We start from the raw sequence: 18,162 nt of genomic DNA on the forward strand, positions 1-18,162 counted from the left end.
ACGCGCGATGGATCGAAACGAGCGCGGCACCGGCGGCGGTCGCGGGGTCGTCCGCTACGAGGTCTACACCTGGGTTCCCGAGGACATGCTTGCGGAGTGGAACGACTGGCATAACCGGGTCCACATCCCGCACGTGCTCGCCGCCCCTCAGATGAAGAGCGTGCGGAAGTTTCGCGTGCAAGAGAGCACGGGAGATCTGAGATTCCGCCCCCAGTACGTCACCGTATACGAGCTCGCGAGCACCGCGGACTTCGAGGCCTACCGGACGGGTCCCGGCATCGCGCTCAAACGCGAGTACGATGAGCGGTACGGCAGCGGGGGGAAGATCGCCCGCATGGTCTACGTCGAGACGCCGCTCGAGCAGGTCCGCCCCGCGCGCATCCCCGAGGACCTTGTGCTCGTGCGCTCGCTCTTCGAGGAATACGCCGGCTCGCTCGGGTTCGATCTCTCGTTCCAGGATTTCAAGAGGGAGCTGGCGGGGCTTCCCGGCGAGTATGCTCCACCGGGCGGCGCGATCCTCCTCGCGTGCGAAGGGGACCTGGTCCTGGGGTGTGTCGCGCTGCGGCCGATGGGAAAGGGCGTGTGCGAGATGAAGCGGCTCTTTGTGCGACCCGGATTCCGCGGCCGCGCCGTGGGGCGCGGGCTCGCGCAGGCCGTGATCATGGAAGCCGCCGCGAAAGGATACCGGAAGATGCGGCTCGACACCGTTCCCGCCATGATCGAGGCGATCGCGCTCTACCGCTCGCTGGGGTTTCGGCCGATCGAGCCGTACCGGGCCAATCCGATCGCCGGCGCGTTGTTCTTCGAGAAGGATCTCGGCCCGTGAGCCAGCGCAGGATCAACCCGCGCCGGGTGCTCAGCCTCATCGCGTGGCAGACCTTCCTCGCGGTGCCGTTCGGCGTGTTCTTCAACCTGCTCTACGGGGAGGGACTCAAGACCCTCCTCCCCTTCATCCTCGTCTCGCTCCTCTTCGCGTACGTGATCGGTCTGGCGGTGATGGTGAACAGGATGTGGATCCTTCCCGCAATCCTGCGAACGGTTCGCCCGCAGGGGACCTCCGCGCTGGTGATCGAGATCGGCAGTTTCGCGGTGGCGAGCATGCTGGGGGCCATCCTCTCCGGCCTGCTCCTGAACGCGACCGTGGCCCACGGCCAGTTTACCTCCGCCCACGGTGTCGCGAGTTTCCTGGCGTTCACGGTTCTCTTCTCCGCCCTCTTTCTTGGATGGATCTATGCGGTTCGTTTCCAGCGCCGCTACACCGAGCGCATCCGCGCCGAGGCGGAGGCGAAGGCGAAGGAAGAACAGGAGCTCCGGATCGCCGGTGAGATCCAGCGCGGGCTCCAGCCCGGCCGCCCGCACGCGACCCGCTCCTTCGCCGCGGCCGGAGCGGCGATCGCGTGCCGGACGATCGGCGGCGATTTCTTCGACTACTTCGACCTCCCGGGGGGACGCCTGGGATTCGCGCTGGGGGACGTGGCGGGCAAGGGCCCGCCGGCGGCGCTCCTCGCCGCCATGGTGCAGGGGATCTTCACCTCGCACGTCGACGACGGGCACGGCCCCGCCGGAACCATCGAACGCGTGAACCGGGTCCTGTCGCAGCGCATCGTCGAGGGAAGGTTCGCGACGATTTTCTATGCCGTGCTTTCTCCGGACGGGCGGCTGGTGTCGTGCAATGCCGGCAACAACCCGCCGTTCCTCGTCGGACGGGATGGGTCCATCCGCCGCCTCGAGCGGGGAGGTCTCCCGATCGGTCCGTTCGCGGACACCACCTTCGAAGAAGAGGAAACGCCGCTTCGTCCGGGGGACACGCTGGTTCTCTACAGCGACGGCGTGAGCGACGCGGCCGATCCCAGCGACGAACCGTTCGGTGAGGAGCGCCTGCTCCGGTGTCTCGGTGCCGCGTGCGGGATGGAGCCCGAGAAATTGATCGAGCACGTGCTCGGGGAGGTCCGCGCGTTCGCGGCCGACCGGCCCCAGTTCGACGACATCACGCTGCTCGTCGTCCGCTACGCCGGGGAGTAGTCGGGTCGACGTTCACCCGGCGGGCCCGCTGGATCCACGGGCGGGACCGGACCACGCCCTATCCCAGCCTCTTCTGGAATCGCTGGACGCTGAACCCGAAAAAGACGACCGCCAGCAGGAGAAGCATCAGCGTCTGCGGAAGGACGTCGAGAAGATCCGCCCCCTTGAGGACGACCCCGCGAAGGATCTGGAGGTAGTACGTGAGCGGGAAGAGGAGCCCGATCTCCCGCGCCACGTACGGCATCCCTTCCCTTGGGAACATGAACCCCGATAGCAGCACGTTCGGGAGAAAGAAGAAGTAGGAGGCCTGCATCGACTGGGCCTGGGTCTTGGCCAAGGTGGATATGAAGAGCCCGAGGCCCAGGTTGGCCACGATGAAGAGAAACGTGACCGCGTAGACGACCAGCAGGCTGCCGCGGATCGGGACATGAAAGATGAAATGACCCAGCGTGAGCACGGCGGTGAGCTGCACGTATCCGACGAGCACATAGGGGGCGATCTTCCCGATCATGATCTCCCCGCGCGTGATCGGGGTCACGATGAGCTGCTCCAGCGTACCCTGCTCGCGCTCCCGCACCACCGACATCGATGTGATGATCATCATCGTGACCGAGAGGATCATTCCAATGATGCCGGGGACGATGAAGATGGAGCTCTTGAGCGCGGGGTTATAGAGCGGCCGAACCCGGACGTCCACCGGGGGCGCGTCGGTGTCCACCGGCATCCGGGAAAGCGACGTCAGGACGTCGATGTTCTTGCGCTGCCCGACGAGCTGCGCCGCCGCGATCGCGTTCTGAGATGTATTGGGGTCGGAGGCATCGACCAGGAGCTGCGCCGAGCTGGGGCGCGCGCGCTTGAGCCGCCGGGCGTAGTCCTCCGGGATCACGATCGCGGCACGCACCGTCCCGCGGTCGATGAGGCGGTTGGCTTCGGTGTAGGACTCCACATGGCGCGTCACGACGAAGTTGTCGGTGGCCGCAAGCTTCTGGATGAGCTCCCGGCTCTCCTGCGTACGGCTTTCGTCATAGACCGCCATGGGGAGGTGGCGCACATCCATGCGGATCGCGTAGCCGAAGACCAGGAGCTGGATGATCGGGATCCCGAGCATCATCCCGAGCGTCGCCCGGTCACGGCGCATTTGGATGAACTCCTTCCAGATGATCGAGCGCAGGCGGTGGCGCGTCACGACTCCTCCCGCTCCTGGATCGCGACGAAAATGTCCTCGAGGCTCTGGCCGACGCCGAAGGTGGTTTTCACTTCCGCCGGCGTACCGAGGGCCTTGAGCTTGCCGCGTGAGAGAAACGCCAGCCGGTCGAACTTCTCGGCCTCGTCCATGTAGTGCGTGGTCACGATCATCGTGGTGCCGGAATCGGCGAAGGTGCGGATGATCCTCCAGAAGAGCCGCCGCGCGGCCGGATCGACTCCGGCCGTCGGCTCATCGAGGAACACGACGGGGGGCCGGTGGAGAAGGGCGCAGGCGAGCGCGAGCCTCTGCTTGATCCCTCCGGAGAGGGTCCCCGCGAGCTGATCCGGGCTGCCGACGATGTGCATTGCGTGAATCGCCCATTCGACCCGTTCTCGCCATTCGCGCTCGAGGCCGTACACGCCGGCGTAGAAGCGGAGGTTCTCCACGAGCGTGAGGTCGCGATAGAGGCCGAAGGACTGCGACATGTAGCCGATTCGGGACTTCACCTGGTCGGGATCTTCCAGGACATCGATCCCGGCGACGCGCGCGGTCCCCGAGGTGGGCTGCAGGAGCCCGCAGAGAATCCGGATCGTGGTGGTCTTTCCCGAGCCGTTCGGCCCCAGGATCCCGAAGATTTCGCCCGGTTGGATCCGGAAAGAGACATCCTCGACGGCCGTGATCTTCCCGAAGCGCCGGGTGATCGCGCGGACCTCCACGACGGGCGAGGCGCCGGGCCCCCCGCGCTCAACGGCCTGCGAGGATTCGCGCATCGGCAGGAAGTCCGGGCTTCAGGATGCCGCCGCCTGGATCGAGCGCCACCTTGACCCCGAATACGATGTTCGCACGCTCCTCCTCCGTGAGCGCCGCGCGCGGGGTGAACTCGGCGCGGGTCGCGATCTCGACGACCCGTCCGGTGAACGCCCGGCGCTCGCCCAGGACGCGCACTTCGACCCTGTCGCCGAGACGCACCTTGGTAAGCTGCGGCGCCGGAACGTAGACGCGCAGCCATAGCTTCGCCGGGTCCCCGAGCGTGAGAATCGGGATTCCCGGTCCGATCACCTCGCCTTCCTCGACGTTCTTCAAGAGGACCACGCCCGCGATGGGCGCCGTGAGCACAAGCTCGTGCGCCCTGCTCCGGGCCGACGCGAGTCCGGCGCTCGCGGCCTCGGCCGCATGCCTCGCGGCCGCCACGACCTGCCTGCGGTATCCCGCCTCGAGGAGCCTGGATCGCTCCGCCGCGGCGTCGCGCCGGGCCGCGGCCTGGTCGCGCTGCGCCTGCGCGCGATCCAGATCGGACTGCGCGATAAGCTGCTTCACGAAGAGCGCCCGCACGCGGTTGAGATCGTTCTCCGCGAGCTTCAGGGCCGCCTCTGCGGTGTCGAGATCCGCCCTGGCCGCCCTCCGCTCCTCGGGCCTCGGCCCCAGCTCCTGGTCCCGCGCGAGCGCTCGGGCGCGCTCCGCCTCGGCCTCCTGCTCGCGCACGCCGGCGGTCACTTCACCTTGTGCGAGCACGGCAAGCGTGTCGCCGGCGCGCACCGAGTCCCCCTCCTCGACCGTGACGAGCGACACACGCCCGCCCACGAGGGAAGCGATGTCCACTTCATCGAGCTCGATCGTTCCGCTCCCCCGGATCCCCCGGTCCGGGTTCGAGCATCCGGCGAGAGCCGCGGCGAGGATCAGCGCTCCGCCCAGCGAAGAGAAGGCAATCGATGCGCTCCGGCTCGCTCCGCCGGGCGGCCGGGCCCTCATGGGCTCGTCACCGGGCGAAGGGCCTCCTGGTAGAGTGATAGATCGCGCGGGCTGAAGCAGACGAAGCGGACCACCTCGATGGAGGACGGCCCGTGGAGCCGTTCGCGAACCGCGCGCACAGCGATCCGCGAGGCCTCCTCGATGGGGTAGCCGTACGCGCCGGTGCTGATCGAGGGGAACGCGATGGAGCGGAGTCCGCGCCCGCTCGCCAGATCGAGGCTCGACTCGTAGCAGCGGCGCAGCAACTCGGGTTCGCCCGCGCGACCTCCGCGCCAGACCGGCCCCACCGTGTGGATGACGTATCGCGCGGGCAGACGGTACCCTCTCGTGAGGCGTGCCTCCCCAGTGGGACAGCCGCCCAGCGCCGCGCACTCCTCGAGGAGCTCGGGGCCCGCCGCCCGGTGGATCGCTCCGTCGACGCCTCCGCCGCCCAAGAGTGAGGAATTCGCCGCGTTCACGATGGCGTCGACGCGCATCGTGGTGATGTCCCCTTGGACCGCTTCCAGCGTCGCCATCGCTGGTACTATATCAGGCGTGTCCAGGCGGCGCATGTCCCAGCCGGGGAACGAATGAGTCCAGAGCACGATCCGGCCAGGCGCGGCGGCGGGATGACCGGGCGCCGCGTCGCGCTCTCCCTCGCCGTCGCGGGGCAGGGAATCATCAACCTTTTCTCGGCGCTCCTCTCCCACCCGCCGAGCCGTCTTGTGGCGCTTCGACGCATCGTTCCCACCCAAGTGCTCGACACGAGCCGCACCTTTACCCTCCTCGCGGGAGCGCTCCTCCTCGTGACCGCGTGGGGTTTGCGAAGAGGGAAACGGCGCGCCTTCGTGGCCGCCCTCTTCCTCTGCGCCGTCTCGGTGCCGGTGAATATGCTCAAAGCATTCGACTTCGAGGAGGCGACCGCGGCCACCCTCCTCATGTTCGTCCTGGGCGTGAGCGCGGACGCGTTCCGTGTGAAAAGCCGGGAGCCCTCGCTTCGCGCGCTCAGGTCGCGCGCGCTCTGGGCGGCGCTCGGCCTCGGCGTCTACGCGATCGCCGGCTGCTGGTTCCTCGAGGCCCGGTACGGTGGCGGCGCGTCGCTCGCGCGCGCGGTCGGGGAATCGGCGTACCGGCTCTTCGGCGTCGGTCACGAGACGCTCGCTCTTCCGTATCATCTTGGAGCGCACGCGCGGAACGTGGTCCGGTGGTTTCTCGATTCGCTGAGCATCCTCGCGCTCACCCTCGTGGTCGGGGTGGGCATCGGGGCGCTCAAGCCGGTCCGGCACGGGGGGCGGTATCGGCTCGAGTCCGCGCGCGTCGCGGCGTTGCTCGAGAGGCACGGCGACTCATCGGTCGCCGCGTTCGCGCTGACGCCCGGCACCGACTACTTTTTCAGCCCGAATGGCCGTGCGGTGATCGCCTATCGCTTCGAGTCCGACACGTTGCTCGCGATCGGCGACCCCATCGGGCCGGAGGAGGAATTGAGACCCCTGCTCGAGGCTTTCTCGGAGCATTGCGCCGAGCGGGACTGGAGCTTCGCTTTTTTCCAAGCCCGCCCGGAGCGGCTCCCGGTCTACCGCTCCCTGGGCTGGCGCGCGCTCCACATCGGCGAGGACCCCATCCTCTGGACCGATCGTTTCACGCTCGAGGGACCGGCCATGGGGGACGTGCGGCGATCCACCCGCAAGCTCGAAGCCGCCGGCATGGAGGCGCGGCATTTCGTGCCCGGTTCCAATCCCTTCGACCCCTCCAAGCCCGAGGGCGTGCTCGCGGCCGAGCTGCGTCACGTCTCGAACGAATGGCTCTCCGCGCGACACGCGGAGGAGAGGGGATTCTGCATGGGCCGATTCGATCCGCACCGCCTGCCCCGGGAATGGCTCGCGGTCGCCTGGAATCAGGAACAAGGCCGGGCCGAGGGGTTCGTCACATGGGTTCCGATCTGGGCGCGCCGCGGCTGGGCGCTCGACCTGATGCGCCGCCGCCGGGAAGCGCCGGCCGGCACCATGGAATTCCTGATCGCCAAATCGGTCGAGAAGGCAAAATCCCGCGGCGATGCGCTGCTCTCGCTCTCCCTTTCCGCGCTCGCGAAGGTGGACAGCCCTGAGCAAGATTCCGGATCCGCGAGCCCGCCCGCCTCGGGGAGGCAGGAGAGGGCCCGCGCGTTCCTGATGCAGCATCTCGCGCGCTTCTACGACTTCGAGAACCTCTTCCGTTGGAAGGGGAAGTTCAATCCTACCTTCGAGGACCGGTATCTCGTCTACCCCGAGCCGCTCTCCCTGCCGCGCATCACGCTCGCCCTCGTCCGGGCCCAGACGACCGGCGGGATTCTCTCCTATCTCCGCCGGCCGCGCGGTCCGGGCGCGGAGCCTCAACCGGTGGCCGCATCATGAAATGGCTGGGATCCATGCACCCATCGCCGCCGAGACGCTCCCGGGAACTCGCCTCCAAACCGCGGGGTAACTACTTGCGGAACAGGTGCCTCGGAACCCCCGTGCACAAAGGAGCCGGAAGCTCAATGAAACGTGGATGGATCATCGCGGCCCTGGTCGCTTGGGCGGCGCTGGCCCTTGGGGGCGCTGCCGAGGCAAGCGTCGCGGCATCCCCCCCGGCGCCCCGCCGAGTTGCCGCCTCCCTCCGGCACTCGGCGGCGGGCGCATCGGCCACCGCCACGCGCGGCCTGAGGGCGCGTCATGGACGAAGGCATCACCGCGGACTTCGCCCGGCTGAGGGGCCTCGTCAGATCAGCGCTCGCCCCTCAGGTTCCACGGCAGGAGGCTCCTCCCCCCCGCTGCCGGCCCGCCGAAGCTCGGGCCAGCGCCACAACGCGGCTCTGAGTCCGCCGCCGCACCTTCCTCGGCCGCTCGCGCGAACCAAGGCGGGAAGCCCGGGGCTGGCCGCGGTGTCGCCTTCTTGCATCGCCGTTTTCACCGCGATGAGCCGGCTGGATTCCAATCCCGTGTCGCCGCCCATTTCGCAGGACGACCCGGTTGCCTCCGGCCGGGGCCCCCCGCGGGCCGGCCCCCAATGCGTCGCGCTTTCCCCCTCGCTAATCGCAGCCTCCGGCTTTTCGCGTACCCCGAATTCCATCGCATCACAACCCGATGAAAACCGATCCGGCCCCCTGAGCCCGTTCGAGGCTCCCCCTGCCTTCGCGCGGGCCGAACCGGTTCGCTCCGTTTTGTTTCGGGATCGGCTCGAGAGCCGTCCCCACGCCGACCGCCTGGAGGGCGCGGCGGCGTGCTTCGATTCGCCCTCTACAGGAGGTGTTTCATGTTCCGCTCTGCCAAGTTTCCCACGCTCTCCGCACTCGCGGTCGGGATGATCCTTCCGATCGCCGCGTATGCCGTTCAGGGGACGACCGCGCCCCCGTCGGCCACTCCGGCTACCAAGGCCGCGTTGCACCACACGGCGACGCCGGTCAAGGCGATGAACGCGAGCAAGGCGCACGCGACGCATGCCAAGCGTCCGGCGCCTGTCGACATCAACACGGCGAGCAAGGAAGAGCTGATGGCGCTCCCGGGCGTCACCGATGAGATCGCGCAAAAGATCCTCGACGCCCGTCCCTTCAAATCGAGGGCCGAGCTCCTGAGCAAGAAGATCCTCACGCGCGCCGAGTACTCGAAGCTGCGCGGCCGCGTGATCGCAAAGCAGGAGGCGAAGACGTCCGAGGCCAAGCCGATGGAATCCACGCCGGGATCCAAGGCTCCCGAGGCGACACCCGAAACGAAGTAGTAGATTCACGCTGGCCCGCGGAGGGAAGGAAGCCTACAGTCTCTCCGCGGGCTTCACCTTTTTGTTTCACCGTTCGGAGATCGCGTGCTCGGACTCATCGCGCGTTACACGGAATGGCTTCACACACGCTGGCCCGCCGGCACCGTGGAGAAGCTCCCCGACGCGCGCGAAGGAGGCGGCACGAGCCTCCCCGGCACGTACATTTCGGGCGACCTGACCGGAATTCCGCTCCTCAAGTTCGCGATCGATTCGGGCGTCCGGGTCGTGCGCTCGATCGCCTCGGATTCCGGGCTTCGGTCGGAGGGTTCCGGGGAAGAGGACACGCTCGACGTCGCCATCATAGGAGCGGGAGTGTCCGGCATGGCCGCGGCCGTGGAGGCGAAAAAACAGCCCCTCACGTTCCAGATCTTCGAAGCGACGGAGCCCCTTTCAACCCTCGTGAACTTCCCGAAGGCGAAGCCGATCTATACCTATCCACGCTCGATGAAACCCGCCGGAGATCTCCAGGTGACCGCCGACGTGAAGGAGAAGCTGATCGAGGAGCTGAAGTCTCAGACGGCGCGCGCGGGAATCACCCCCGCGGCCGCCCGAGCGGAGAGGGTGGAACGCCAGGGATCCAGGATCCTCGTCCATCTCGCCGGGGGCGGGACGCCTCGAGCGCGGCGCGCCCTGATCGCGATCGGGCGGAGCGGGAATTTCCGGAAGCTCGGCGTGCCGGGGGAGGGTCTCGACAAGGTCTTCAACCGGCTCCACGATCCCAAGGACTTCTCCGGGAAAGAGGCGCTCGTGGTCGGCGGTGGAGACTCGGCGCTCGAGACCGTGATTGCGCTCGTCCAGTGCGGGGCTCACGTGACGCTCTCCTACCGTAATCCCGAGCTGTCGCGCCCGAAGCCGGAATTGATCGAGAAGCTGGAGCGGCTCCGCCGCGACCCGAAGGCGAACGTCTCCATCGAGCGCCCCCATTCCGAGCGCGTGACCACCGCGGCGGGACCGTTCGTCATGGAGCGGCAGCCGGGAGGCTCGGTCGCGCTGAAGCTCGGCACGAAGGTGCGCGAGATCCGCGAGACCGAGGTGGTGCTCACGGGGCCGGGGGGCGCCGAGGAAACCATACGCAACGATGTGGTCTTCACCATGTTGGGGCGAGAGCCTCCCCTCGAGTTTTTCCGGCGGTCCGGGATCCGGATCGCGGGCGAGATGCGGCCTCGCCAGTGGATCGCGATGGGGCTCTTTCTGCTCTTCTGCGCATGGCTTTACAACTGGAAATCGGGCGGATCGATGTCCCAGCTTTTTGCGGAGCGACATTGGTTCCCCTTCAATCTGCCCGACCTCTTGAGCCGGCTCGGCCCAGGTCTCGCGGCCGCGGTCAGAACCCCCGGGACCCTCATCGGCACTCTGGCGATCAGCGCGTCGGGGCCTGCGTTCTGGTATACGCTGGTCTACTCAACCGTCGTCGTCCTCTTCGGGCTCAAGCGGATCCGCCGGAGGAGGACGCCCTACGTCACGGTGCAGACCTGCACGCTCATGTTCGTCCAAGTTGTTCCGCTCTTTCTGTTGCCCGAGATCATTCTTCCCCAGCTGAACTACCACGGCCTCCTGCCGCGCGGCATCGCGGACGCGCTCTTTCCGGCCGTGAGTTACGGGCACGGCCGTGAATTCTGGCGGGCGTACGGCCTCATCCTCGCGTGGCCGCTCAACGTGTACAACATCTTCACGCACGATCCGCTCTGGTGGTGGATCGCGATCGGGGCGCTTCAGACGCTCGTCCTCATCCCGGTCGGGATCTACTTTTTCGGGAAAGGGGTCTACTGCGGGTGGATCTGCTCCTGCGGGGCCCTTGCGGAGACCCTGGGGGACACGCACCGCCACAAGATGCCGCACGGACCCCTGTGGAATCGCATGAACATGATCGGGCAGGGGATCCTTGCGATCGCGGTCGCGCTCCTCGTGATTCGAATCGTCGGGTGGATGCTGCCGCCCGGGAACTGGGCCGATTCAGTGTTCGATCCGCTCCTCAAGACGCCCTACAAGTGGTGCGTCGATGTGTTTCTCGCCGGCGTGATCGGCTACGGGCTTTACTTCTGGTTTTCGGGGCGCGTGTGGTGCCGGTTTCTGTGCCCGCTGGCCGCGCTCATGCACATCTACGCACGCTTCAGCCGCTTTGCGATCGTGGCGGAGAAGAAGAAGTGCATCTCGTGCAATGTCTGCACCTCGGTCTGCCACCAGGGCATCGACATCATGAACTTCGCGAACAAGGGGATCCCGATGCAGGATCCGGAATGCGTCCGCTGCTCGGCGTGCGTCCAGAGCTGCCCGACGGGGGTGCTGCAGTTCGGCCAGGTGGATCGAAGGGGAGCCGCCATCAAGCTCGACCTTCTCCCGGCGTCCCCGGTCCTCATGCGGGAAGGGAAGGCGTGACGTGGGCGAAGGGCCGCCGGTCTCCTTCCGGGCGCTGGACACCGTTTGGATCCAGGTCACGGGGACGCTCTGCAACATCGCCTGCCGGCACTGTTTTGTGAGCGCCGGTCCGAGGAGCGCCTCGCTCCCCGTGATGTCGCGGGGGCAGGTCGAAGCCGCCCTCGAAGAGGCTGTCGAGCTGGGGGCGCGCGACGCGTACTACACCGGGGGCGAGCCTTTCCTGCATCCCGAAATCCGGGCCCTCGTGGACCTGGCGCTCGAGCGGATGCCGCTCACGGTGCTCACGAACGCGCTTCTGATCGACGAGGACACAGCGGGTTGGATCGGTGACCGGTTCGAGAGAAGTCGCTACTCGTTCGACATCCGGGTGAGCCTCGACGGGGCGACCGCGGAATTGAACGACCGCGTGCGCGGCCATGGCGTCTACGAGCGTGTCGTGGAGGCCCTGCGCCGCCTCGCGCGCGCCGGGGTCACGCCGGTGGTGACGGTCGTGGAGCATGAGGACTCCCTGAAGGCGGCCGCGGCGCGGGCGGAGTTCGCCGAGTTCCTGCGTGGTCTGGGGTTTCAGCGTCCTCGGATCAAATTCCTGCCGCTCCTTCGCATCGGACGAGAGGAACGACGCACGCGTGGATACCTGGAGCAAGAGCGGCTGGGCCCGGAGCCGGTCGCGCCCGAAATCGAAGAATCGCTGATCTGCTCGACAAGCCGCACCGTGACGGCGCGCGGCGTTTGGACCTGCCCGATCCTGGTCGAGGTTCCGGACGCGCGCCTGGGGGATTCCCTGCGGCAGGCCGGACGAGAGATCAACCTGAATTGGCGCGCCTGCCACACCTGCGTGGCGGAGGGGCTGCGCTGCGCGACCTAGGGGCTCCGTCCCGGGAGCTCGCGCGGTTCCCTCTGGTCCAAATCCCTGAGGGTCCGGATCATCGGTTCCCACACCTGTCCGAGCGCCAGCCTGGCGAGCTCCCCTTCGGGCGGCACGTCGCCTAGGAAGAAGGCGCGTCCCCCCGCCCGGAGGTCTGAGTCGTCGCCGTACCGGGATTCGGAGCCCGATCGCGCCTTCTCCTTGCGGGAGCGATCGAGCAGCTCGGTGAGCTTCCAGCCTCCGCAGCGATCTTCCCAGTCGGATTCGATCCGCTTCGCGCGATCGGGATCTGATTTCTTGATATCGGGCGGCACGAGGCAATAGTCGTCGCAATCGCCGGCCACGGGGCTCGACGTGAAGATCGCGTGCGCCGTCGCCTCCATCGTTCCGGAGTATCCGACGATCGCCGAGCCGTCCCCGACGTCGAGCACCTGGTACTCGTATCCAACCGAAAGGTCCCGGTCACGCGTCACGACCTCGATCAGCTGCTCGACGTAGCGTTCGCGGGTCGCTCCTTTCTCGTCCTTGTCCTCCGTTTTGTGGAAGATGGTCTGGAGGAAGTTGCCGGTGTTGGTTCTCGTCCGAAGGCCGTAGAAGCGGCCGACGATGACCCGGTCGGCGCCGAGTTCACGCCCGAGCCGCGCGGCTTCTCTACGGTTGATGCGCTCGAGGAGGGACACGGGAACCGCGTCGTAGACGCGCTCCCGCGGCAGGAGGTCGGTGAATCGGAATTCCGGCGCGCTGGTCCGCCGCTCGAGCACCGTGTAGGCGCGGTCGGCGAAGCCCTTGGACAGGGCGGCCACGTCCGTCTCGTTTGCGAAGGGGAGGAGAGCGATCCGAGGAAGCGCCTCGTCGTAGGCCTGCTCGATCCGGCGCCCCACGTCCCGGTAGCGGGGCTCGAAGGCTTGGGCCAGCTGGAGCTCGTCGTAGGCCCGCTTCGGGTAGCCCTCCCCGAGATCCTCGAGCCCTTGGCGGTACTCGATCCCGGCGGCGCCGTGGCGAATCGCGTCCTCATCCCGGTCGAAGGAAGAGTCGGGGGCGAGAAAGACCCGATAGCCGATGACCTCGCGGCGGAACGTGTCGAGGGCAAGGGAACGTTTCGCGGCCGCGACCGTGTCCCGTGCGGCGATCCCCCGGATCTCCGCCTTGCGCTCTTCCATGATCTTGGCCGCCGCCTGCGCCATCGCATTCCGCGCCCGCCGGTTCTCGGGATCCTTCCGCAGGGCGCGCGCCGCTTTCTGGTACGCCTTCTCCACCTCTCCCTGGCTGTAGGCCTTCTCGCTCTGCTGCGCCAGCTTGTTCGGCCCCGCGCAAGAGAGCACGACCGAGGCGGCGACCATGGGCCCCACGAAAAGACGTAACCTCGAGAACGTGCGTTCGTTCATGATTCCCCCCGTGTTCGCCAGGTATCGGCCGCCCGGCACCTATGTATAGATTCAACCGGAGTCATGACCGTGGAATGGCAGGGATTTGGCAAATTATTGATATTGTTCGGCGTGGCGCTGGCAATCCTGGGGGTGTTTCTTGCCTGGGGACCTAAGATCCCGTGGATCGGGCGCTTGCCCGGGGATCTGAGCTTCGGGGGCGAGCACTGGCGCGTGTACATCCCGCTCGGAACCTCGCTCCTCCTGAGCCTTCTTCTGACCGGCCTGTTCTGGTTGTTCAAACGTAACTAGTTCGTGGTAGGTTCCGCGGCATAGTCACCTGGGCCCGGGCCATCCGTGCCCGGCACGGTGGCACCCTACCATGGAGGTGAAACGTGGCCAAGATGAACACCGGTCGCGTCATCCAAGGTGGACTCCTCGCCGGTCTCGTCATCAATGTGATCTGCATGGTGAACAACGGGGTGATCCTGTCCGGTAAGCTCTTGCAGGCTCAGCAGCACGGCCATTTTCTCCAGCAGCCCCGTTTCGCCTTCATGCCCGCGTGGGTGCTCGTGATGTTCCTTGTCGGCATCGGGCTCGTGTGGCTCTACGCCGCGGTCAGACCGAGGCTTGGACCGGGACCCGGCACGGCGTTGGCCGTAGGGATCGTGGTCGGGCTCATCGCCGGCGTCCCCGACAACCTGGCCAACGCCGCATGGGGCTTGAGCGGGCGTTACCTGCCGTTCATGTGGGCGGTCGAGCGGGTCGTGAGCTACATGCTAGGGGCGCTGGTGGGCGCGTGGTGGTACCGGGAGCCGGCCGCGTAGACCGCGGGCGGGCCTACCTTCCGTCCCCGTCCAGGAGATTCCCCAGTCCGCCCAGAATCGAGCCTTCCTCACGACGCCGCCCGCCGGACTGCGGCGCGGCGGCGTAAATTCGGCTGGCAAGCCGGCTGAACGGCAGGGACTGCAGCCAGATTCGACCGGGGCCGCGGAGGGTCGCGAAGAACAGTCCTTCGCCTCCGAACAACGCGCTCTTCAGCCCGCCGACGAACTGGATGTCGTAAGCGACGCTGGGCTGGATCGCGACGAGGCAGCCGGTATCGACCCGCAGGGTCTCGCCCGCCCTAAGCTCCCGCTCGAGCAGCGTTCCGCCGGCATGGACGAAGGCCCAGCCGTCTCCCTGCAGGCGCTCCATGATGAAGCCCTCGCCGCCGAAGAGCCCGACGCCGAAGCGTTTTTGGAACGCGATCCCGATGCTCACGCCCTTGGCCGCGACCAGGAAGGATTCTTTCTGCGCGATCAGCTCGCCGCCCAGCTCCGCGAGATGCATGGCCTGGATCTTCCCAGGGTAGGGCGCGGCGAACGCCGCCTTGCGGGCCGACAACGCCTGATTCTGAAACACCGTCATGAACAACGACTCGCCCGTCAGGAGCCTCTTTCCCGCCCCGACCAGCTTGTCGATGAAATCTCCCTTGGCCTGCGACCCATCCCCGAAAATTGTGGTCATCTGGATCCCATCCTCGAGGTACATCATCGCCCCCGCTTCGGCCACCACCGCCTCGCCGGGGTCGAGAACGATCTCCACGAACTGGAGATCGTCGCCCAGGACCTTATAGTCCACTTCATGCATTTTCGGCATCGTCCGCTCCTTGGAAGGTGAATCAGGTGGGATTCCGGCCACTCACCCGAGCTCGCCCATAGTACTCCCCGCCCCTTTTCCCGAGTTCCACAAACTGCTCCGCGACCTTCACGCCGCTCCCGGAACACCGCGTGACGCGCCCCGGTCCTCTTTGTAGAATCGCCGTTCGCCGCCTCACCGGCGGGTCGAGCTTCGCGAGGGGGAATCGCTTGACGCTGCGACGTAGCGCCCGTCGGACCACGTCCATACTCCTGGCTCTCGCGTTTCATTTCGCGATCCCGGCCATCGCCTCTCCCTCCCCCGCGGCCGGTCTCAAGGCCTCGGCCCGCGAGGTCCAGGTCAGGACCTTGAAGAACGGCATGAAGGTGATCGTCTGGCCCGATCACGATATTCCCAACGTCGCGATGTATACCTGGTTTCGCGTGGGGAGCAGAAACGAGCGGCCTGGAATCACCGGTCTGTCGCACTTTTTCGAGCACATGATGTTCAACGGCTCGCAGCACTATCCGTCCGGAGAATTCGACCGCGTGATGGAGCAAAACGGCGGATCGAACAACGCGTTCACGAGCGAGGATGTGACCGCCTATCAGGACTGGTTCCCGAAGGACATCCTCGAGCTCGTCTTCAGGCTGGAATCGGATCGGATCTGCTGCCTCTCGTTCGATCCGAAGATGGTCGAGAGCGAGCGCCAGGTGGTCTACTCGGAGCGGCGGACCTCGGTGGACAACGACAACGCGAGCCTCCTCGACGAGCAGGTCCAGGCTGCCGCGTACGTAGCGCATCCGTACCATAACCCGGTGATCGGTTGGCCGAGCGACATCGAGCGCTGGACCATCGACGACCTGCGCGACTACTTCAAGATCCACTACGCCCCCAACAACGCGACCATGATCCTCGTCGGAGACGTGGCGCCGGAGGAAGTATTCCGGCTGGCGGAACAATACTTCGGGCCGATCCCGGCCCAGCCCGAACCGCCGGGCGTCAGGACGCAGGAGCCTCCGCAACTGGGGGAGCGGCGGGTTTCGATCCGGAAATTCGGCCAGACGCCGCTCCTCGAGCTGGCGTTCCACACCGGAGCGGCCGACGATCCGCAGGCCGAGGCACGCGATCTCCTCGTCGACATTCTCACTTCCGGGGAATCCTCGCGGCTCTACCGCCGCCTCGTGGACCAGGATCGATTGGCTGTCGACGTGAGCGGATCCGTGAGCCCGGAGGGCTTCGATCCGGGGTTGATCAAGCTCTCGGTCACGGTAGCCCCCGACAAAGGGCCCGAGGCCGCGGAGGCCGCGCTCCTGGACGAGCTTTCGAGGCTCGCGCGGTCCGGCCCGTCCGCGGCCGAGGTCCGAAAAGCGAAGAACACGCAGCTCGCCGCCCATTGGCGCCACATGAAGACCATCAATGAGAAGGCGGAGCGGCTGGGGACCTACGAGGTCTTCCGGGGCGATTACCGGAAGCTCTTCACGGCTCCCGACCGGTATGACCGCGTCACGCGCTCGGAGATTCAGGCCCTGGCCCGAAAGACCCTCGACGCGAAGAACCGGACCGTGGGGATGCTGATCCCTGAAAAATCGGAGACCTCACAATGACCGGACGCTCCATCGCCGCGATGGCCCTGGCCACGGCGCTCGCGGCGCCGGCTTCCGCTCCCGGGATCAACCTGCCTCCGTCGCGCGAAGTTCGATTGCAGAACGGAGCATTCGTGATTCTCGCGGAGAAGCACGATGTTCCGCTGATCGCCTTTTACGCTCTCCTGCGGGGCGGGGGAGTGGGGGACCCCGCAGGAAAAGAGGGGGTGGCCGCGCTCACCGGGGAGCTCCTGCGCAAGGGTGCCGGCAAGCGAAGCGCGCAGGATATCGCGGCGCTGGTCGACGGGCTCGGTGCGACTCTCGGGACCGGGGCCGGTCTCGAAGCTTCCTACGCGTACGGCGAGTTCATGGCGCGCGATCAAGCCGTGATGCTGGATCTCCTGGCGGACATCCTCCTACGGCCCACCTTCCCGGCGGATGAATTCGACAAGGTCAAGGAGCAATCGATCGATGCGCTCCGAGCCGCAAAGGACGATCCTCGGAACGTGATCCGAGACTACGCGTCGGCGTTCTTCTACGGAAACCATCCGTACGGCCGTCCGGTCGACGGGGACGAGGCGACCCTCCGGGGCTTGACCCGGCAGGACGTCGTGGACTTCTTTCGCGCGAATTACGGCGGTGACCGGCTCATCTTGAGCGTCGTCGGGGACTTCAGCGCGGCGGCGATGGAGGCGAAGCTCCGCGGGAAATTTTCCGATTGGCCGAAAGCCCCTTCGGCGGCGCCGGGTCCACCCGCGCCGGCGCGCGTTTCCGGCCGGCGCGTGCTGCTCGTGGACAAGCCGGACGCGACCCAGACCTATTTCTGGATCGGCAATCTTGGCGTCGCGCGCGGGGATCCCGACCGGGTCCCGCTGGATGTCGCGAACACGGCGTACGGGGGACGTTATACCTCGATTCTCAACACGGCGCTTCGGATCCAAGGGGGGCTGACGTATGGCGCCCGGTGGCTGGCGCCCCGCTACATGCAGGCGGGCAGCGTCGCGATCTACTCGTACACCAAGACCGAGACCACCGTGAAAGCGATCGACGTCGCGCTCGAGACCCTGTCCCAGGTGCGCCGCGCCGGTATCGATTCGCTCACGCTTGCCTCCGCCAAGACCTACATCCGGGGGCAGTTTCCGCCCCGCCTCGAGACCGAAGATCAAATCGCGGGCGCGCTCGCGGACGTGACCTTCTACGGCCAGACCCGCGAAGAATTGGAGGGATACGCCCCGAAGGTGGCGGCGGCCCGCTCGGAGGACGTGACGCGCGTCGTTCAACGCGTCTATCCGCCTCTGGAAGACCTTACCTTCGTGTTGGTGGGCGATGCTGCTAAGATCCGCGCCGCCGTGAGGAAGTACGGACCGCTGACGGACGTGAAGATCGCCGAGCCGCTGCTTTCGCGGCTCCGGCCGGGAGCCCGGGACGGACGTCACAGGGGAGGGGACCGTGGTTAGAAGCAAGGTGTGGCTCTGGGTCTGTTTCACGCTGGGCGTCGCCGTCGCGACGGCGGCCTTCGCGGACCAAGACGCGAGGGAGAGGGCGCAGGACCGCGCGCAGATTCGCACCGACCGCGTCGAGGTGAGCCGCGACGTGGCGGAGGTGAGGCGGCTCGAACGGCTCCTCGCGCACCTGGACAGCGCG

17 protein-coding genes are annotated in these 18,162 nt (G+C 67.0%); 11 read left to right on the forward strand and 6 right to left on the reverse strand.

What is annotated here, in order from left to right; all coding sequences use genetic code 11:
- Positions 1 to 7 precede the first annotated feature (7 nt).
- Together E6K76_05140 and E6K76_05145 are read left to right on the forward strand one after the other, a co-directional pair.
- Positions 8 to 826 (forward strand): GNAT family N-acetyltransferase, encoded by an 819-nt coding sequence (locus tag E6K76_05140; protein TMQ59453.1) that lies wholly within the window; start codon positions 8 to 10, stop codon positions 824 to 826.
- Positions 823 to 2,022, forward strand: coding sequence for a serine/threonine-protein phosphatase (locus E6K76_05145; protein TMQ59454.1), 1,200 nt, complete (start codon positions 823 to 825; stop codon positions 2,020 to 2,022). Before E6K76_05140 ends, E6K76_05145 begins: the two co-directional genes overlap by 4 nt.
- Positions 2,023 to 2,080: 58 nt before the next feature.
- Here the strand turns inward: E6K76_05145 and E6K76_05150 are convergent, their stop codons facing one another.
- The 4 genes from E6K76_05150 to E6K76_05165 are packed head-to-tail and all read right to left on the reverse strand — an operon-like array spanning position 2,081 to position 5,472.
- A complete protein-coding gene (locus tag E6K76_05150) occupies positions 2,081 to 3,184 on the reverse strand; it encodes an ABC transporter permease (GenBank protein TMQ59470.1) in 1,104 nt (367 codons plus the stop codon).
- Positions 3,185 to 3,204: 20 nt separating this feature from the next.
- A complete protein-coding gene (gene ccmA / locus E6K76_05155; protein ID TMQ59455.1) occupies positions 3,205 to 3,978 on the reverse strand; it encodes a heme ABC exporter ATP-binding protein CcmA in 774 nt (257 codons plus the stop codon).
- The gene (locus E6K76_05160) at positions 3,953 to 4,957 is read right to left on the reverse strand and encodes an HlyD family efflux transporter periplasmic adaptor subunit (GenBank protein TMQ59456.1); all 1,005 of its coding nucleotides are present in this window, start codon (positions 4,955 to 4,957) and stop codon (positions 3,953 to 3,955) included. The genes ccmA and E6K76_05160 overlap by 26 nt, the downstream gene beginning before the upstream one ends.
- Entirely contained in the window at positions 4,954 to 5,472 is a 519-nt protein-coding gene (locus tag E6K76_05165; GenBank protein ID TMQ59457.1) for an O-acetyl-ADP-ribose deacetylase, read from the reverse strand. The genes E6K76_05160 and E6K76_05165 overlap by 4 nt, the downstream gene beginning before the upstream one ends.
- A gap of 54 nt (positions 5,473 to 5,526) precedes the next feature.
- On the opposite strand from E6K76_05165, the gene E6K76_05170 reads away from it, so the two are divergent.
- The 4 genes from E6K76_05170 (at position 5,527) to E6K76_05185 (ending at position 11,948) form a co-directional block, all read left to right on the forward strand.
- On the forward strand, positions 5,527 to 7,326 hold the full coding sequence (locus tag E6K76_05170) for a DUF2156 domain-containing protein (protein TMQ59458.1): 1,800 nt from the start codon (positions 5,527 to 5,529) through the stop codon (positions 7,324 to 7,326).
- An 880-nt stretch (positions 7,327 to 8,206) separates the two neighbouring features.
- On the forward strand, positions 8,207 to 8,668 hold the full coding sequence (locus E6K76_05175) for a helix-hairpin-helix domain-containing protein (GenBank protein TMQ59459.1): 462 nt from the start codon (positions 8,207 to 8,209) through the stop codon (positions 8,666 to 8,668).
- A 96-nt stretch (positions 8,669 to 8,764) separates the two neighbouring features.
- Entirely contained in the window at positions 8,765 to 11,083 is a 2,319-nt protein-coding gene (locus E6K76_05180; protein TMQ59471.1) for a 4Fe-4S binding protein, read from the forward strand.
- Positions 11,010 to 11,948, forward strand: a complete 939-nt coding sequence (locus E6K76_05185) for a radical SAM protein (protein TMQ59460.1) — start codon at positions 11,010 to 11,012, stop codon at positions 11,946 to 11,948. Before E6K76_05180 ends, E6K76_05185 begins: the two co-directional genes overlap by 74 nt.
- Here E6K76_05185 and E6K76_05190 read toward each other — a convergent pair.
- Positions 11,945 to 13,333: a hypothetical protein gene (locus tag E6K76_05190; GenBank protein ID TMQ59461.1), complete on the reverse strand. Its 1,389-nt coding sequence runs from the start codon at positions 13,331 to 13,333 to the stop codon at positions 11,945 to 11,947. The genes E6K76_05185 and E6K76_05190 overlap by 4 nt on opposite strands.
- 63 nt (positions 13,334 to 13,396) lie before the next feature.
- On the opposite strand from E6K76_05190, the gene E6K76_05195 reads away from it, so the two are divergent.
- On the forward strand, positions 13,397 to 13,624 hold the full coding sequence (locus tag E6K76_05195; protein TMQ59462.1) for a DUF2905 domain-containing protein: 228 nt from the start codon (positions 13,397 to 13,399) through the stop codon (positions 13,622 to 13,624).
- Positions 13,625 to 13,707: 83 nt separating this feature from the next.
- A complete protein-coding gene (locus E6K76_05200; GenBank protein ID TMQ59463.1) occupies positions 13,708 to 14,139 on the forward strand; it encodes a hypothetical protein in 432 nt (143 codons plus the stop codon).
- Between the two features lie 13 nt (positions 14,140 to 14,152).
- On the opposite strand, the gene E6K76_05205 is transcribed toward E6K76_05200, so the two are convergent.
- A complete protein-coding gene (locus tag E6K76_05205; protein TMQ59464.1) occupies positions 14,153 to 14,953 on the reverse strand; it encodes a TIGR00266 family protein in 801 nt (266 codons plus the stop codon).
- 359 nt (positions 14,954 to 15,312) lie between these two features.
- On the opposite strand from E6K76_05205, the gene E6K76_05210 reads away from it, so the two are divergent.
- The 3 genes from E6K76_05210 to E6K76_05220 form a co-directional block, all read left to right on the forward strand.
- Positions 15,313 to 16,539: an insulinase family protein gene (locus E6K76_05210; protein TMQ59472.1), complete on the forward strand. Its 1,227-nt coding sequence runs from the start codon at positions 15,313 to 15,315 to the stop codon at positions 16,537 to 16,539.
- The gene (locus E6K76_05215; GenBank protein TMQ59465.1) at positions 16,536 to 17,975 is read left to right on the forward strand and encodes an insulinase family protein; all 1,440 of its coding nucleotides are present in this window, start codon (positions 16,536 to 16,538) and stop codon (positions 17,973 to 17,975) included. The genes E6K76_05210 and E6K76_05215 overlap by 4 nt, the downstream gene beginning before the upstream one ends.
- Positions 17,968 to 18,162 (forward strand): hypothetical protein (locus E6K76_05220; GenBank protein TMQ59466.1); only part of this gene is annotated, 195 nt, incomplete at its 3' end. The genes E6K76_05215 and E6K76_05220, both read left to right, overlap by 8 nt.

It is taken from the genome of Candidatus Eisenbacteria bacterium (assembly GCA_005893275.1).
In the GTDB taxonomy this organism is placed as follows: Bacteria; Eisenbacteria; RBG-16-71-46; order SZUA-252; family SZUA-252; genus WS-7.

Coding starts and splice junctions, on each gene's coding strand:
- E6K76_05140 (TMQ59453.1), top strand. CDS start 8: ATGGATCGAAACGAGCGCGGCACCGGCGGCGGTCGCGGGGTCGTCCGC.
- ccmA (TMQ59455.1), bottom strand. CDS start 3,978: ATGCGCGAATCCTCGCAGGCCGTTGAGCGCGGGGGGCCCGGCGCCTCG.
- E6K76_05160 (TMQ59456.1), bottom strand. CDS start 4,957: ATGAGGGCCCGGCCGCCCGGCGGAGCGAGCCGGAGCGCATCGATTGCC.
- E6K76_05165 (TMQ59457.1), bottom strand. CDS start 5,472: ATGGCGACGCTGGAAGCGGTCCAAGGGGACATCACCACGATGCGCGTC.
- E6K76_05170 (TMQ59458.1), top strand. CDS start 5,527: ATGAGTCCAGAGCACGATCCGGCCAGGCGCGGCGGCGGGATGACCGGG.
- E6K76_05175 (TMQ59459.1), top strand. CDS start 8,207: ATGTTCCGCTCTGCCAAGTTTCCCACGCTCTCCGCACTCGCGGTCGGG.
- E6K76_05190 (TMQ59461.1), bottom strand. CDS start 13,333: ATGAACGAACGCACGTTCTCGAGGTTACGTCTTTTCGTGGGGCCCATG.
- E6K76_05195 (TMQ59462.1), top strand. CDS start 13,397: ATGACCGTGGAATGGCAGGGATTTGGCAAATTATTGATATTGTTCGGC.
- E6K76_05205 (TMQ59464.1), bottom strand. CDS start 14,953: ATGCCGAAAATGCATGAAGTGGACTATAAGGTCCTGGGCGACGATCTC.
- E6K76_05210 (TMQ59472.1), top strand. CDS start 15,313: ATGAAGGTGATCGTCTGGCCCGATCACGATATTCCCAACGTCGCGATG.
- E6K76_05215 (TMQ59465.1), top strand. CDS start 16,536: ATGACCGGACGCTCCATCGCCGCGATGGCCCTGGCCACGGCGCTCGCG.